Source organism: Winogradskyella sp. 266wxhm, assembly GCF_058964685.1.
Window position 1 is genome coordinate 3,340,154 of record NZ_CM179559.1, and the last position, 14,527, is coordinate 3,354,680.

Genomic DNA, 14,527 nt, shown 5'->3' on the forward strand with positions numbered 1-14,527 from the left:
AAAAATCATATCACCGTTTTAAGATAGATTTAGTTATTTTGCAAATCTATGATTAAGAGGATTCTTACCTTACATTTTCTACTATTAGCCGTGCCTTTATTCGCTCAATTAGGAGGTGAATCTACTTATCAATTTCTCAACTTAGTATCCTCACCAAGACAGGCTGCTTTAGGAGGAAAAATTATCACAAATTTCGATCATGATGTAACGGAAGGCCTTTACAACCCAGCTTCAATTAATTACGAAATGGGTAATCAGCTTGCTGTAAATGTTTCAAATTATTTAGGGGGAATAACTTACGGAACTGCAGCTTATGCCTACACTTGGGATAGACACGTACAGACCTTCCATTTTGGTGTCACTTATATAAATTACGGTTCTTTTGATGGTTATGATGTTAATGGTGTGTCCACAGGAACATTTACTGGAAATGAAGCAGCTATTTCATTCGGTTATAACTATAATATCCCTTTTACCGATTTTTATGTTGGAGCAAATGTAAAAATCATAACCTCTTTATTAGAACAATACAATTCCGTTGGAGGAGCTGTAGATATTGGTGCTATGTATATTAATGAAAAGTTAGATTTTCATGCGGCTTTAACCATTAGAAATATTGGAACACAATTTTCAACTTACGCAGGACAAAACGAACCATTGCCTCTCGAAGTTAATTTTGGAATGTCTCAAACTTTAGAAAATGTACCTTTACGCTGGCATTTAACCTTAGAAAATTTACAACGTTGGCCAATTTCGGTGGCTAATCCTGCGAGAGCAACAACGGACTTGGATGGAAACCAAACTCAAGAAAAAGTTAGCTTTTTCAATAAAGGATTAAGGCATCTTATTCTAGGAGCAGAACTCTTTCCTGAAGGAGGTTTCAATATAAGATTGGGTTATAATTTTAGAAGAGCCGAAGAACTTAGGATTGTAGATCAAAGAAATTTTTCTGGACTTTCAGTTGGTGTGGGAATAAAACTAAACAAGATGCGCTTTAGTTATACACATGCCAGATATACTAGCGCTTCTAACACAAGCTTTTTTGGGCTACAAATAGATTTAAGATAAATGAAGAAAATAGTTATTGCTATTGACGGATTTTCCTCTACAGGAAAAAGTACTATTGCTAAGCAATTGGCAAAGACCTTAAACTATGTTTATGTAGATACTGGTGCCATGTATAGAGCTGTAACGTATTATGCTCTAAAAAACGATTTTATAGGAGATGGCTTTTTTCATGAAGAGCAATTAATTGAAAATCTTGATGATGTAAATATTACATTTAAGTTTAATGAAACTTTAGGTTTTGCTGAAGTGTATTTGAATGGAGAAAATATTGAAAAAGACATTAGAACCATGGAGGTTTCAAGTTTTGTGAGTCCTGTTGCTACATTGTCTGAAGTACGACGAAAACTTGTAGAGCAGCAACAACTCATGGGAAAAGAGAAGGGCATCGTTATGGATGGAAGAGACATTGGAACCGTTGTTTTTCCTGATGCAGAATTAAAAATTTTCATGACAGCATCTGCAGAAACAAGAGCAGAAAGACGTTATAAAGAACTTTTAGAACGCGGACAAAAGTTGAGTTATGAAGAAGTTCTTGAAAATGTAACAACAAGAGATTATATAGATTCCACTCGAGAAGATTCTCCTTTAGTAAAAGCTGATGATGCTATAGAAATTGATAATTCAGGTTTAACTATTGAAGCACAAGTTCAAAGTATTCTTAACTTAATTAATCAAATGATAGAAAAATAAAAAGCGACCTAAAATAAATTAGACCGCTTTGTATAAAGATTTTCTTTCTTAATTAAATATTAGGAATCACTAATTCTTGATCAGGATAAATTAAATCCGGACTTTTTAGAATATCTGTATTAGCCTGGTAAATCTTTTGGTATTTTGAAGGATCACCATAATATTGCTTAGCAATTTTCCCTAAAGTTTCGCCAGAACTAACCGTATGTCTTGCATAAACTGATTCGTCTGCAACCTTAATATCAGCCATTATATCAGAAGGATTTTCACCACCAATACGTTTTATTTCGTCCCAAAGTAAGTTTTTTTCATATTGTGTAGCGGCTGTTCCCCAAACTTTTAGTTTTCCGTCAGTTTCTTCTACTTTACCGTTTTGGATGTTCAATTTTTCTCCTAAATCAAGAACATCTTGATATTTTGCTTTAACCATGATTTTATAGTTTTTAGTTTGTTTATATGTTACTCGTAAATATACCAATTTTAGCAGTATTTTTTAATCTACTCAACATCAAATTGATAATGTAACATTAAGACACCTAAAAAATGTTGAAGTCACAATATTTAATGTTTGGTTTTCAGTAAAATATATACTACTTTTGCACTCCTTTTTTAGCGGACTAGAGAAAGTGGAAAAGGAAACACATTTTTTAATTAATAACTTCTGTAAAGTTTTCCGTTAATCTTTCAAACAATACAGAATACAAATTTTTATTCAGCGCATGTCTGAAAAAGAAACAAAACAAGCTGAAGTTGAAGCAACTGAAGCAAAAGTAGCAGAGGCTCCAGTAGTATCTGAAGCTCAAGCAAATCCAGAAAAATTCTTAAAAGAATTCGATTGGCACAATTACGAAGAAGGAATTGAGCAAGTTGAAGACAAAAAATTAGAAGAATTTGAAAAGTTAGTATCTGAAAATTTCGTAGACACTTTAGATGATGAAGTTGTAGAAGGTGAAGTTATTCATATTACGGATAGAGATGCTATTATTGACATTAACGCTAAGTCTGAAGGTGTAATTTCTCTTAACGAGTTCCGTTACAATCCAGATTTAAAAGTTGGTGATAAAGTAGAGGTGTTAATTGACGTACGTGAAGACGCTACAGGTCAGTTAGTATTATCTCACAGAAAAGCTCGTGTAATTAAAGCATGGGATAGAGTAAACAAAGCTCACGAAACTGGTGAAATCGTAAATGGTTTCGTAAAGTGTAGAACTAAAGGTGGTATGATCGTTGACGTTTTCGGAATCGAAGCATTCTTACCAGGTTCTCAAATCGATGTGAAGCCAATTAGAGATTACGATCAGTACGTAAATAAAACTATGGAATTTAAAGTTGTGAAAATCAACCACGAATTCAAAAACATAGTAGTTTCTCACAAAGCGCTTATCGAAGCTGATATCGAAGAGCAAAAGAAAGAAATCATTGGTCAGTTAGAAAAAGGACAAGTATTAGAAGGTGTTGTAAAAAATATTACTTCTTATGGTGTGTTTATCGATCTAGGTGGTGTAGATGGTTTAGTTCATATTACAGACTTATCTTGGTCTCGTATCAACCATCCAAATGAGATTGTTGAGTTAGATCAAAAACTTAACGTTGTAATCCTTGATTTTGATGAAAACAAATCAAGAATTCAATTAGGTCTTAAGCAATTATCTAAGCATCCTTGGGAAGCTTTATCAGAAGAGGTTAAAGTTGGAGATAAAGTAAAAGGTAAAGTTGTAGTTATTGCTGATTACGGTGCATTTATTGAAGTTGCTGATGGTGTAGAAGGTTTAGTACACGTTAGTGAAATGTCATGGTCTACACATTTACGTTCTGCTCAAGATTTCGTATCTGTAGGTGATGAAATCGAAGCAGTTATTTTAACATTAGATAGAGAAGATCGTAAGATGTCTCTAGGTATTAAGCAATTAACACCAGATCCATGGACAGACATTACAACTAAATACCCTGTAGGTTCTAAGCACACAGGTATTGTACGTAACTTTACAAACTTTGGTGTGTTTGTAGAATTAGAAGAAGGTATTGATGGATTAATTTATATCTCTGATTTATCTTGGACTAAGAAAATTAAGCATCCATCTGAGTTCTGTAACGTAGGTGACAAGTTAGATGTTGTTGTATTAGAGTTAGATGTAGAAGGTCGTAAGTTATCTCTAGGTCATAAACAAACTGAGGAAAACCCTTGGGATAAATATGAAACTGAGTTTGCTGTAGGTACTTCTCATACTGCTGCTATTACAGAAATGGTAGATAAAGGAGCAACAATAGAATTTAATGAGGATATTGTAGCATTTGTACCAGCACGTCATTTAGAAAAAGAAGATGGTTCTAAACTTAAAAAAGGTGAAGAAGCAGAATTCAAAATCATTGAGTTCAACAAAGAATTCAAGCGTGTTGTAGCATCTCATACTGCTGTATTTAGAGAAGAAGAAGCAAATATCGTTAAGCAAGCTGTTAAGAAAGCTGAAGCACAAGCTGCTGAAGCTAAACCAACATTAGGTGATGCAAACGATGCTTTACAAGCTCTTAAAGATAAAATGGATGGAAAATAAAATCAGCTTATAGGCTGAATTTTCAACCTAAAATGATTAAAGCCTTTCAGAAATGAAAGGCTTTTTTTTGTAACAAACTGTTATTCAGAAGACTATATTTGTAGTACAATTCGTAAAATTGAGTTTGAAATGTTAAAAAAAAGTGTATTTCAGCCAAATAATTAGTATTTCATTAAAAATAAGTGTTAAATTTAAGTGAATACCAATAACCCAAAATATAATTTTAGAAATATGAACTAAAGCATCTATAACCCAAAATTTCAATAATATAAACCCTAAGATTTAACTAATAAGGCTCATTTTAACCCTAGTCTTAATAACAGTATAACCCAATAACCCAAAATCTTTATATTATGAAAAAAACTTTACTCTGTGTCGGGTTGTTTGTTGCTTTTGCAATAAATGCCCAAGATGGTAACACTATTGAAAATGCCATCGAAATTAATGGAACCAGTGTTTCTGTTAATATTCTAAATTACAATTCTGCCACAAATTCAGGTTTAACACCTGCTTGTGATACATCTGAAGATGTTTTTTATAAACATGTTGTTAGTCCTGGTGATAACAAAGTTCAGATAGGCATGGCAAGCCTTGGTCTTACATTAGTGGCAAATATTGATTATCAGATTTTCTTAGCTCCTAGTGATGATTTAGGGCAATTGCAAGAATTAGAATGTGATTCTTACAATATTGTTGCCTTAGTTGGAGGTAGCTTTGAGGTTGTTTTAGACAATGTTACTCCTTCTGATGCTTATTACCTAAGGGTTTATAAGAATAATCAAGCGCTTATTAATTTATCATCCTTATTAAGTGGTACATCAATTACTATGAATAGTGTATTTGATGCAACGCTTTCAAGTGTAGATGTTGAAGAGAATAATGTAAAAGTATTAGTTAGTCAAGATCAAATAAGATTGGTTAATAATACAAGCTATAACTCTTATCAAATCTATGGTTTAGATGGAAAAATAGTTCAGATAATAGAGACAGATGAAAACATTGCAGCTATAGACACATCTTATCTTAGTGATGGTTTCTATGTATTAAATTTAATTAATGAAACAGAAAATTACACTTACAAGTTTATTAAGTACTAATTAATAGTCAACTCAACAAAGTGTGTGAGAGGAAGTTCTATAAAAAAGAGCTTCCTCTTGTTTTATAGCTTACAAATCTAATTGGAAACCCTAACTTTTTGTTTTAACTTTGCTAATTAGTAACGTCCTGTAAGCATATGAGTAAAAAAGTCTTACTTAATTCTAAAGAAGTAAATATTACCCTTCACAGATTGGCTTGTCAACTCATTGAAAATCATGATGATTTTTCTCAAACAGTGTTAATAGGCATTCAGCCTAGAGGTACTTTTTTAGCAGACCGTTTGGCATCAATGCTAAAAGAAGAGTATAAAATAAAGGATATAAAATTAGGTCATTTAGACATTACCTTTTTTAGAGATGATTTTAGAAGGGGAGATAAACCTTTAGAAGCCAATACTACCGAAATAAATTTTATAGTTGAAGATAAAAACGTTGTCTTTATAGATGATGTATTGTATACTGGCAGAAGTATAAGATCTGCTTTAACAGCAATACAATCATTTGGAAGACCAAAGAATGTAGAACTTCTTACATTAATTGACAGACGATTCAGTAGACATTTACCAATACAACCAAATTATAGAGGAAGACAGGTAGACGCTATTGATAATCAAAAAGTGAAAGTCAATTGGGTAGAAAATGAAGGTGAAGATGCTGTATATTTAATTGATAAATAAAATTAACTGAGACTTCTAATTAAACAATTATGAGCGAATTAAGTGTAGACCACTTATTAGGAATAAAATATCTTACAAAGCAAGATATAGATCTTATTTTTGAAACTGCAGATCAATTTAAAGAAGTCATTAATAGGCCTATTAAGAAAGTCCCTTCGCTTAGAGATATCACTATTGCTAACTTATTCTTTGAAAATTCTACAAGAACAAAACTTTCATTTGAATTAGCAGAAAAAAGGCTTTCTGCAGATATTATTAATTTTTCAGCAGCTCAGTCTTCAGTAAAAAAAGGAGAAACTCTTATTGATACGGTTAATAACATTTTATCTATGAAAGTAGACATGGTTGTTATGCGTCATCCTAATCCTGGTGCTGGAATATTTCTATCTCAGCACGTTAATGCAAGTATAGTCAATGCAGGTGATGGAGCGCACGAGCATCCTACACAAGCCTTATTAGATTCTTATTCCATAAGAGAAAAGCTAGGAAGTGTTAAAGGTAAAAATGTTGTTATTGTTGGTGATATTCTTCATAGTAGGGTAGCACTTTCAAACATTTATGCTTTACAACTTCAAGGTGCTAATGTTATGGTTTGTGGACCAAAAACATTACTGCCAAAATATATAAAGGAATTGGGTGTTAAGGTAGAGACAAATCTTATGAAAGCCCTAGAATGGTGTGATGTGGCTAATATGCTTAGAGTTCAAAACGAACGAATGGATATTAGTTATTTTCCATCGACAAGAGAATATACTCAGCAATTTGGTGTCAATAAGGAGATTTTAGATAGTCTAAAAAAAGAGATTATAATCATGCATCCTGGTCCAATAAATAGAGGTGTAGAAATAACTAGTGATGTAGCAGATTCTAAACAAGCCATAATTTTAAACCAGGTTGAAAATGGTGTAGCTATTAGAATGGCTGTAATCTATTTGCTGGCGTCTAAAATAAAAAAGTAAGTTATGATTATAGATAGAGATGGAAATATTACAATCATTACTCAAGAAAAAGCTTCAGTAAAAACGTTGGTCAACAATATAGAACAGGCTTACGATAAGTATAAGAATGACCATCTTATTGTGAATTTATCGAGCTTGGATAAAATTTCTTTAGAAGATATTATTGAGTTTTTACGCCTATCTAACAATCATCGCGGTGATAAAAAATCGTTTGTTGTTGTTTCAGATAAAGTAGATTTAGATGAAATGCCAGATGAAATCATCGTAGTTCCTACCATGCATGAAGCTTACGATGTTATTGAGATGGAAGATATTGAAAGAGATTTAGGGTTTTAGTTTGAATAATGAGGCTATCATACTAAAAGAAGAGAAAATCTTAGATTTCATTTGGTTTTTTATTCTATTGATTGTTTTTGGCATAATTTCTATTCCATTCGAAGGGCTTTTTGAAAAAGAGGTTCATAATAAAGCTTTCGATTTTATAATGGCTTTTTTGTTTTTTTCGATTCTTTACATGACTCGTATAACTTTTATAGAAGGAGGATATATAGTTAAAGGAATAAAATTATCGTCATTTATCTTAAACAAACAAAAAATTCTAATTGCAGAGATAAAAGATGTAATAATTACCCAAGATCTTGAAAATTATTATGTGATTTCTGCAATTCATTATAATAATACTAGCTTTGAAATAAAGAAAATACCTAATAAGAATCCAGCACTCAAAGAGTTGGATTTAATTAGAACATATTTGAATTTAAATTCACATAAAAATTGAAACTCACCATTCTCGGCTGTCATAGCGCCACACCACGTACCAATACCAATCCTACATCTCAGGTTTTAGAGATAAAGAATCATATGTTTCTTATTGATTGTGGTGAGGGTACGCAAGTAGAGCTACGCAGAAATAAGATAAAGTTTTCAAGAATAAAGCACATTTTTATATCGCATCTTCATGGTGATCATTATTTTGGTTTGGTAGGTTTAATTAGCACATTTAGGCTGTTAACAAGAGAAACCGAACTTCATATATATGCTCCAAAAGGTTTAAAGGAAGTTATAACGTTACAAATGAAACTTTCGGATAGTTGGACTAATTATCCCTTAATCTTTCATGAATTGTCTTCCAAACAATCCGAATTAATTTATGAAGATGACAACGTTGAAGTACACACTATACCTTTAGACCATCGCATTTATACCAACGGATTTCTTTTTAAAGAAAAGGAAAATGATAGAAAAATTGATATTGAAGCAGTCACAGAAGCCAATATTAATGTGGCATATTTCAGAAAGCTAAAACAAGGAGCTGATGTCTTAAATGAAGATGGTGTTTTGATTGATAACAATACTGTTACAATGGATCCTAATCCTTCATTAAGTTATGCATTTTGCAGCGATACCGTTTACAACGAAGCAATTATTCCTATAATAAAAGAGGCTACAGTTCTATATCACGAATCTACTTTTTTAGAAAAGAATAAAATACTTTGTGCACCAACAAAGCACAGTACGGCTATCCAAGCTGCAACTATTGCAAAAAAAGCTAATGTAGATCATTTAATTCTTGGTCATTATTCTACGCGCTACAATGGTTACGACGAATTTAAACAAGAAGCACAGACGGTCTTTGAGAATGTACTTTTAGCCAAAGACGGTAAGTCTTTTGAGTTTAATTAAACTCACTAAGTTTTTGTACCCAGTCTATAGCTTCATCTAAACTTAAAGCTCTTTTTATTGGTATTGAGGCGAGTTGCTTTTCAATATTAGCATTTATAAATGTAGAATCTCTATAACTAACAATAGAAGCAGCTACTAAAATACTATCATCTTTATCAAAATACGACCATAAAACAGGGTCAATAGAGTAGGCATTTACTCTGTTAGCTATATAGGCAAGGGTTTTATGATGTCCATAATGTGCTCTAAGCGAAATAAGAACCTCTCCTAATTTGTTCCAATTAAAGTGTTCACCCTCATTAACTTCCATTATAAAAAAGTTGTCACATAAGTAGTAAGAACCAAAGTCAAGAATGACTTTTTTGTGTTGTATTGATTTGGAATAAGGGGAATCTTCAAATCGCATTTGTAAAAATTTTCTCTAAAATAGTCTTTTTTTTATCTAATCAAAAAATTGAAGTATCTTCGTAATACCATGGAAAAAGACCTCAGTAACTATAGAAAATCTTACGAAAAAGGCGAGTTATTACTTGATAATGTGCCAGATAACCCAATAGAGTTATTTAGAAATTGGTTTGTAGAGGTGGAGTCTAATTTTGATGTTGAAGAGCCTAATGCTATGACGGTATCTTCCATAGGATTAGATGGTTATCCAAAAAGTAGAGTAGTATTATTAAAAAAATATACTCACGAAGGATTTATTTTTTATACCAACTATAATAGTGAAAAAGGAAAAGCTATTGCAGAAAACCCACATGTATGTCTATCTTTCTTTTGGCATTCAGCAGAAAGACAAATTATAATTAAAGGTAAAGCCGAAAAAATTGCTGAAAATTTAAGCGATGGTTATTTTGAGTCTCGTCCCAGAGGTAGCCAACTTGGTGCTTTAGTTTCTAACCAAAGTGAGGTGGTAAAAAATAGAGAAGAACTAGAATCTAAACTTAAGGATTTAGAACTAGAATACGAGGGTAAGGAAATCGAACGACCAAAACATTGGGGAGGCTATATCATAAAGCCTGTAGAACTCGAATTTTGGCAAGGTAGACCCAATAGACTTCACGATAGAATACGATACAAACTACAAGAAGATTTCGATTGGAAAATTGAAAGATTAGCCCCTTAATTTTTTAACTAATATTCTGTGTTTTAATAGTCGTTGAAATGTTGTTTTTTAACGGTTAAACGCATTTTTATTATCCTGAATTATGTATTTCGTCGATGTTTTACATTTAAAATCGACGAAATGCATGTTTTTAATCGATTTTAACTTTTCTTTAACAATTTAGCAAATTTCCGCTGTTAAATTAGTAATCCCAAACCTAAATAACCTACTTATGAAAGTGACTAAACTATTGCCATTATTGGCTATTGTTGCCCTCTTAGGCCTTACATCTTGTTCTTCAGAAGATACTTTAGACGACCAAATGAATGCTATAGAAGTATCTGAAGCTCCTCAAGCCAAACAAATTGAAATTGAGATTATGGAGCTAATTAATAATTACAGAATTACCCAAGGATTAAATGCCTTAAATCAACATACCATAGTTAAAGCTGTAGCTTATACTCATACTGATTATATGATTGAGGTAAACAATGTATCTCATGATAACTTTTTTCAAAGAAAGCAAAGTTTAGAAGTTAATGCACATGCCAATTTAGTTACCGAAAATGTAGCTTACGGATTTAATTCGGCTGCTTCTGTGGTTAATGCTTGGTTAAATAGTCCAAGTCATAAAGAGAACATAGAAGGCAATTACACAGATTTTGACGTATCTGCCGAAATGAATAGCGAAGGAAAATGGTTTTTCACAAATATTTTCATTAAGCGATAAACCGCTATAAAAGTTGATTAATAGCCCCAACAGCCACAATGTGATTGTGGCTTTTTTATTTCTAATGAAATAAATAACTATGCTATTAAGATTGTAGACTTAATTAAAATTTATTTAAATTTCTTCTTTTAAAGTAGATGAAGATTTCAGATAGATTTAAAGGCTGTATTATGGGAGGAGCGATTGGCGATGCTTATGGGAGTTGTCATGAGAATGTTTTGCCTATTCAAAATTCAAAAGAAACATATTTCCTTTATGGTAAGCCTGAATCAGAAGATATGATTTGGGGTATTACAGATGATACTCAATTAACAATTGCTACTTGTGAGGCAATAACTGAAAATGAAAGTTTAGATGCAGAGATTTTTGCAAAAAAATATCTAGAATTTTATAAATCAAGAAAGCTAACAGGGTTAGGTGCTAGTACCCTTAAAGCCATGCAAGAGTTAGAGGTTGGTGGCCATTGGAGTCAGGTAGGTAGAAAAGGTGAATACGCAGCAGGTAATGGTTCTGCTATGAGAGTAGCTCCTTTAGCTTTTGAAACAAAAGTATCTAGAGATTTCATTAGAAATTTTTCAATTATAACTCATCATAATGATGAAGCTTATGTAGGAGCTTTATCTGTGTTTTTAGCAATTCAAGCCATTATAGAAGGAACTTGGACAGGCTTAGAAAATTTGTTAGAAATAATTATTGAGCAAATTCCTGATACGAGAGTAAGAGATAGGTTAATTACCATAAATAAATTGAACTGTGACGTAAATGAAGTAGGCAAATTAGGGAGTGATGGATATGTGGTAAACTCTATTCCATTAGCTATTGCTTATGCAAGCATGGTTCCAAAATTAGGTTTACATAATGTGTATAAACAGATTATTAGTTTAGGTGGTGATACAGATACTAATTGTTCAATTGCAGGTCAAATAGCAGGTGCATTTATTGGATATAGCAATATTCCTAGAGAACTCTTATTTAACCTAAAAGAGCTTAAAGAATATACATGGATAGATAAGACTATAGAAGCTTATCTTTCAAATAAAAATTGGTCATAACAAAAAAGCAAGCTCATGGCAAGCTTGCTTTAAAAAAACTAATTTGAGGAAGGTTATTAATCTTCCAAAATATAGAAGTAAGATCTTCGGTTGAGCTGGTGCTCTTCTTCCGTACATGTTACTCCGTTAGCACATTTATTTAATAATTGAGTTTCTCCGTAACCAATAGCACTTTCTATTCGCTCTGAAGCAATTCCTCTAGAGATGATATAGTCTCTTGTAGATTTTGCTCTTCGGTCAGATAATTTAAGATTGTAGTTATCTCTTCCTCGACTATCAGTATGCGATTCTATTTTAATCACCATTGTAGGATGCTTACGCATAACATCAACAATATTCTCAAGCTCATATTCTGCATCGGTTCTAATATTAGATTTATCAAAATCGAAGAAAATAGGGTTAATTACAATTTGATTGCTGACAATTAATGGCTCAAGATTTAAGTCAACATTATTAGATTTTTCGTTTTCCTCCGAAGTGGTAATTGATTTTTGATCATCTTTATAATCAGGCTTACTTCCAACTACAGTATAGGTTTTGCTACAGTCTATTTTAGGGAAAATATATTCGCCATTACTATTAGTGGTTACTTCATCAATGACCTTACCGGTTTCATCAATGAGTCTAACAGTAACTTCTTCTAATGGGTTATCAGTTCTTAAATCTCTGGCAATACCTTTTAATTTTTGTTGACATAAGTGTGAATTAAAGCTATAGATATCATCTCCACCTTTACCATTTGGTCTATTTGAAGAGAAATAACCAGATTGTTTGTCAGAATCTATAAAAAATGCAAAATCATCATAACCACTATTATAAGGTGCGCCAATGTTTTCAGGTTCTGAGTTGTCTCCTTTTAGGATATTAGATTTAAAAATATCTAACAAACCCAGATTAAGATAACCATCTGAAGAAAAGTATAAGGTACTGTCTTTGCTAACAAAAGGGAACATTTCTCGTCCTTCGGTATTGATTTTATCGCCTAAATTTTCAGGCTCTCCATAAGAACCATCATCATTTATTTTTACAGAATAAATATCGGTTTGTCCAAAACCACCTTCTCTGTCAGATACAAAATATAAGGTCTTATTATCGGCACTCAAAGCAGGATGACCTGTTGAGAAAACATCATCATTAAAAGGTAATTCTACAACATTAGACCAGGTTTTATTCACTAAGTTTGCTTTATATATCTTAAGGTGTGTTGTGCCTTCTTTGTCGTAATTTAACCTTTTGCGTTTGTTAACATTATCTCTGGTAAAATACAAGGTTTTACCATCATTAGTTATGGCAATAGAAGCTTCGTGATATTCAGAATTTATAGCTTCAGCTTCAAGCTCTGTAGGTGAACCATAGTTAATACTTTGACCATTTTCATTAACATCAACGACATATAAATCTAAAAAAGGTTCTTTATTCCAGTCATAAACTTTTCCATCACCTCTTGATGATGCAAAGTATAATTTTCCATCAGCTTGAAAAGAACCGAAATCTGAATTTTCAGAGTTAAATGGTAAGTTTTCTATATTTACTAGAATCTCATTTTTTGCTGTTAGCTTACTGTATATATCTGTCTCATCTGGGTTATAACCTTTTAGTCTACTATCACCTTGTTGAGCAGCACTTAACTCTTTAAACCATTTATCTGCCTCGTCATACTTACCAATACTTCTTAAAGATTGGATGTATTTAAACATATGTTCAGCATCTATTTTTTTATGTTTTTTTATGGCTTCACCATACCAATAAGCAGCTTTATCAGACTTGGAATTATTGTAATTTGCATCACCTAATCGAGTTAGCACGTGTTCACTGTCATCACCATTTTCTAAAGCTTTTTCATAAAGTTCTATGGCTTTTACATAACCATAGTTATCAAAAAACTTATCAGCCAATTTCGTTTGTGCAAAAGAAACTGACGAAGCAATAATTAGAAGTAAAGCTAATAGTCTTGTTTTCATAATCCGTTTCAATTTAGAAGTATCTTGGCGATTTAATTCGTTTGCTTTTAAAGACTTCAAACATTAAAAGAACCTCATGTGTTCCACCTGTGTAAGGTCTTATATCAGAAATAGGATATTCATATGCATATCCAACTCGTAGTTGTTTTGAAATTTGAAAATCAGCAATGCCTCCAATAGCACCAGCGTTATTATCAAATCTATATCCACCACCAATCCAAAACTTTTCATAGAACAAAAAGTTTGCCGAAGCATCAAAAGAAAGTGGCGCACCATTGGTTGCTTTTAATAATACCGAAGGTTTCAATTTTGTGTTTTCGCTAAGCGTGAAAACGTAACCACCAGTAAAATAATAACTGATTCTTTCTAAAGCCACATAGTCAAGAGTTCCGTTTTCACCTTTGTTGTAATCGGTATTTAATATTCTGGGAGCAGATAAACCAATGTACCATAATTGGTTGTGTAAATAAATTCCAGCTCCAAAATTTGGACTCCATCGATTAGATACATCTGCAAAGAATGGATCATTAATAACACTAGGGTCGTTTAGTAATTCTTCATCTAGAGTATAATGTGTAACACCACCTTTAATACCAAAAGCTAATTTTGTTTTTTCACTAGTCTTTATGGTATAAGAGTAATCAGCATATAAATAAGAGAAATTTTCATAACCTAGTTGATCATTTATAAAAGAAATCCCTAAACCCATATTTTCATTTCTCATAGGAGTATGTATAGATAGGGTTTGTGTCTCTGGGCCTCCTTCTAAGCCAACCCACTGGCTTCTATGTAAACCAACGATACTTAGTGTTTCTCTGCTTCCTGCATAAGCGGGATTTATAGAAATAGTATTAAACATGTACTGTGTAAATTGTGGAAGCTGCTGTCCGAAAACTGCAGAAACACACAAAAGGAGCAATACACTACTTATTAATTTATATAACTTCATCGGTTAA

General features: G+C 32.3%; 16 protein-coding genes. 12 read left to right on the forward strand and 4 right to left on the reverse strand.

Translation table 11 applies throughout. The annotated features are described in order from the left end of the window. Nucleotides 1-48 precede the first annotated feature (48 nt). Nucleotides 49-1,068: a type IX secretion system protein PorQ gene (gene porQ, locus AC2H4K_RS15080; protein ID WP_281139705.1), complete on the forward strand. Its 1,020-nt coding sequence runs from the start codon at nt 49-51 to the stop codon at nt 1,066-1,068. Then, nucleotides 1,069-1,758 carry a (d)CMP kinase gene (gene cmk / locus AC2H4K_RS15085; RefSeq protein ID WP_281139704.1) on the forward strand — a complete coding sequence of 230 codons (690 nt, stop codon included), beginning with the start codon at nt 1,069-1,071 and terminating at the stop codon, nt 1,756-1,758. Nucleotides 1,759-1,810: 52 nt separating this feature from the next. Here the strand turns inward: cmk and AC2H4K_RS15090 are convergent, their stop codons facing one another. Then, nucleotides 1,811-2,188, reverse strand: coding sequence for a LysM peptidoglycan-binding domain-containing protein (locus tag AC2H4K_RS15090; RefSeq protein WP_281139703.1), 378 nt, complete (start codon nt 2,186-2,188; stop codon nt 1,811-1,813). A gap of 289 nt (nt 2,189-2,477) precedes the next feature. Here AC2H4K_RS15090 and rpsA point away from each other — a divergent pair, with 289 nt between their 5' ends. From rpsA to AC2H4K_RS15125, 7 genes are all read left to right on the forward strand, one after another. Next, nucleotides 2,478-4,310: a 30S ribosomal protein S1 gene (gene rpsA / locus AC2H4K_RS15095; RefSeq protein ID WP_281139702.1), complete on the forward strand. Its 1,833-nt coding sequence runs from the start codon at nt 2,478-2,480 to the stop codon at nt 4,308-4,310. Between the two features lie 353 nt (nt 4,311-4,663). Then, the gene (locus AC2H4K_RS15100) at nt 4,664-5,407 is read left to right on the forward strand and encodes a T9SS type A sorting domain-containing protein (protein ID WP_281139701.1); all 744 of its coding nucleotides are present in this window, start codon (nt 4,664-4,666) and stop codon (nt 5,405-5,407) included. 137 nt (nt 5,408-5,544) lie between these two features. Next, nucleotides 5,545-6,084 (forward strand): bifunctional pyr operon transcriptional regulator/uracil phosphoribosyltransferase PyrR, encoded by a 540-nt coding sequence (gene pyrR / locus AC2H4K_RS15105; protein WP_281139700.1) that lies wholly within the window; start codon nt 5,545-5,547, stop codon nt 6,082-6,084. Between the two features lie 29 nt (nt 6,085-6,113). Beyond that, a complete protein-coding gene (locus AC2H4K_RS15110; RefSeq protein WP_281139699.1) occupies nt 6,114-7,043 on the forward strand; it encodes an aspartate carbamoyltransferase catalytic subunit in 930 nt (309 codons plus the stop codon). 3 nt (nt 7,044-7,046) lie between these two features. Then, entirely contained in the window at nt 7,047-7,379 is a 333-nt protein-coding gene (locus AC2H4K_RS15115; protein ID WP_281139698.1) for a ribonuclease Z, read from the forward strand. 1 nt (nt 7,380) lies between these two features. After that, entirely contained in the window at nt 7,381-7,821 is a 441-nt protein-coding gene (locus AC2H4K_RS15120; RefSeq protein WP_281139697.1) for a hypothetical protein, read from the forward strand. Beyond that, a complete protein-coding gene (locus tag AC2H4K_RS15125; protein ID WP_281139696.1) occupies nt 7,818-8,726 on the forward strand; it encodes a ribonuclease Z in 909 nt (302 codons plus the stop codon). The genes AC2H4K_RS15120 and AC2H4K_RS15125 overlap by 4 nt, the downstream gene beginning before the upstream one ends. Here AC2H4K_RS15125 and AC2H4K_RS15130 read toward each other — a convergent pair. Further along, a complete protein-coding gene (locus AC2H4K_RS15130) occupies nt 8,719-9,132 on the reverse strand; it encodes a hypothetical protein (RefSeq protein ID WP_281139695.1) in 414 nt (137 codons plus the stop codon). The two genes, AC2H4K_RS15125 and AC2H4K_RS15130, sit on opposite strands and share 8 nt — an antisense overlap. 69 nt (nt 9,133-9,201) lie before the next feature. Between AC2H4K_RS15130 and pdxH the strand changes: the two genes are divergently transcribed. The 3 genes from pdxH (at nt 9,202) to AC2H4K_RS15145 (ending at nt 11,610) form a co-directional block, all read left to right on the forward strand. After that, the gene (pdxH, locus tag AC2H4K_RS15135; RefSeq protein WP_281139694.1) at nt 9,202-9,849 is read left to right on the forward strand and encodes a pyridoxamine 5'-phosphate oxidase; all 648 of its coding nucleotides are present in this window, start codon (nt 9,202-9,204) and stop codon (nt 9,847-9,849) included. 211 nt (nt 9,850-10,060) lie between these two features. After that, on the forward strand, nt 10,061-10,558 hold the full coding sequence (locus AC2H4K_RS15140) for a CAP domain-containing protein (protein WP_281139693.1): 498 nt from the start codon (nt 10,061-10,063) through the stop codon (nt 10,556-10,558). 137 nt (nt 10,559-10,695) lie between these two features. Continuing rightward, a complete protein-coding gene (locus AC2H4K_RS15145; RefSeq protein ID WP_281139692.1) occupies nt 10,696-11,610 on the forward strand; it encodes an ADP-ribosylglycohydrolase family protein in 915 nt (304 codons plus the stop codon). A 56-nt stretch (nt 11,611-11,666) separates the two neighbouring features. Here AC2H4K_RS15145 and AC2H4K_RS15150 read toward each other — a convergent pair whose 3' ends face one another. Beyond that, nucleotides 11,667-13,571, reverse strand: coding sequence for an OmpA family protein (locus AC2H4K_RS15150; protein WP_281139691.1), 1,905 nt, complete (start codon nt 13,569-13,571; stop codon nt 11,667-11,669). A 13-nt stretch (nt 13,572-13,584) separates the two neighbouring features. After that, nucleotides 13,585-14,520: a PorP/SprF family type IX secretion system membrane protein gene (locus AC2H4K_RS15155; RefSeq protein ID WP_281139690.1), complete on the reverse strand. Its 936-nt coding sequence runs from the start codon at nt 14,518-14,520 to the stop codon at nt 13,585-13,587. Nucleotides 14,521-14,527 lie beyond the last annotated feature (7 nt).

Excerpts from the sequence above, each read along its gene's own strand:
- porQ (WP_281139705.1), top strand. The coding sequence starts at position 49 with ATGATTAAGAGGATTCTTACCTTACATTTTCTACTATTAGCCGTGCCT.
- cmk (WP_281139704.1), top strand. The coding sequence starts at position 1,069 with ATGAAGAAAATAGTTATTGCTATTGACGGATTTTCCTCTACAGGAAAA.
- AC2H4K_RS15090 (WP_281139703.1), bottom strand. The coding sequence starts at position 2,188 with ATGGTTAAAGCAAAATATCAAGATGTTCTTGATTTAGGAGAAAAATTG.
- rpsA (WP_281139702.1), top strand. The coding sequence starts at position 2,478 with ATGTCTGAAAAAGAAACAAAACAAGCTGAAGTTGAAGCAACTGAAGCA.
- AC2H4K_RS15100 (WP_281139701.1), top strand. The coding sequence starts at position 4,664 with ATGAAAAAAACTTTACTCTGTGTCGGGTTGTTTGTTGCTTTTGCAATA.
- pyrR (WP_281139700.1), top strand. The coding sequence starts at position 5,545 with ATGAGTAAAAAAGTCTTACTTAATTCTAAAGAAGTAAATATTACCCTT.
- AC2H4K_RS15110 (WP_281139699.1), top strand. The coding sequence starts at position 6,114 with ATGAGCGAATTAAGTGTAGACCACTTATTAGGAATAAAATATCTTACA.
- AC2H4K_RS15115 (WP_281139698.1), top strand. The coding sequence starts at position 7,047 with ATGATTATAGATAGAGATGGAAATATTACAATCATTACTCAAGAAAAA.
- AC2H4K_RS15130 (WP_281139695.1), bottom strand. The coding sequence starts at position 9,132 with ATGCGATTTGAAGATTCCCCTTATTCCAAATCAATACAACACAAAAAA.
- pdxH (WP_281139694.1), top strand. The coding sequence starts at position 9,202 with ATGGAAAAAGACCTCAGTAACTATAGAAAATCTTACGAAAAAGGCGAG.
- AC2H4K_RS15140 (WP_281139693.1), top strand. The coding sequence starts at position 10,061 with ATGAAAGTGACTAAACTATTGCCATTATTGGCTATTGTTGCCCTCTTA.
- AC2H4K_RS15145 (WP_281139692.1), top strand. The coding sequence starts at position 10,696 with ATGAAGATTTCAGATAGATTTAAAGGCTGTATTATGGGAGGAGCGATT.
- AC2H4K_RS15150 (WP_281139691.1), bottom strand. The coding sequence starts at position 13,571 with ATGAAAACAAGACTATTAGCTTTACTTCTAATTATTGCTTCGTCAGTT.
- AC2H4K_RS15155 (WP_281139690.1), bottom strand. The coding sequence starts at position 14,520 with ATGAAGTTATATAAATTAATAAGTAGTGTATTGCTCCTTTTGTGTGTT.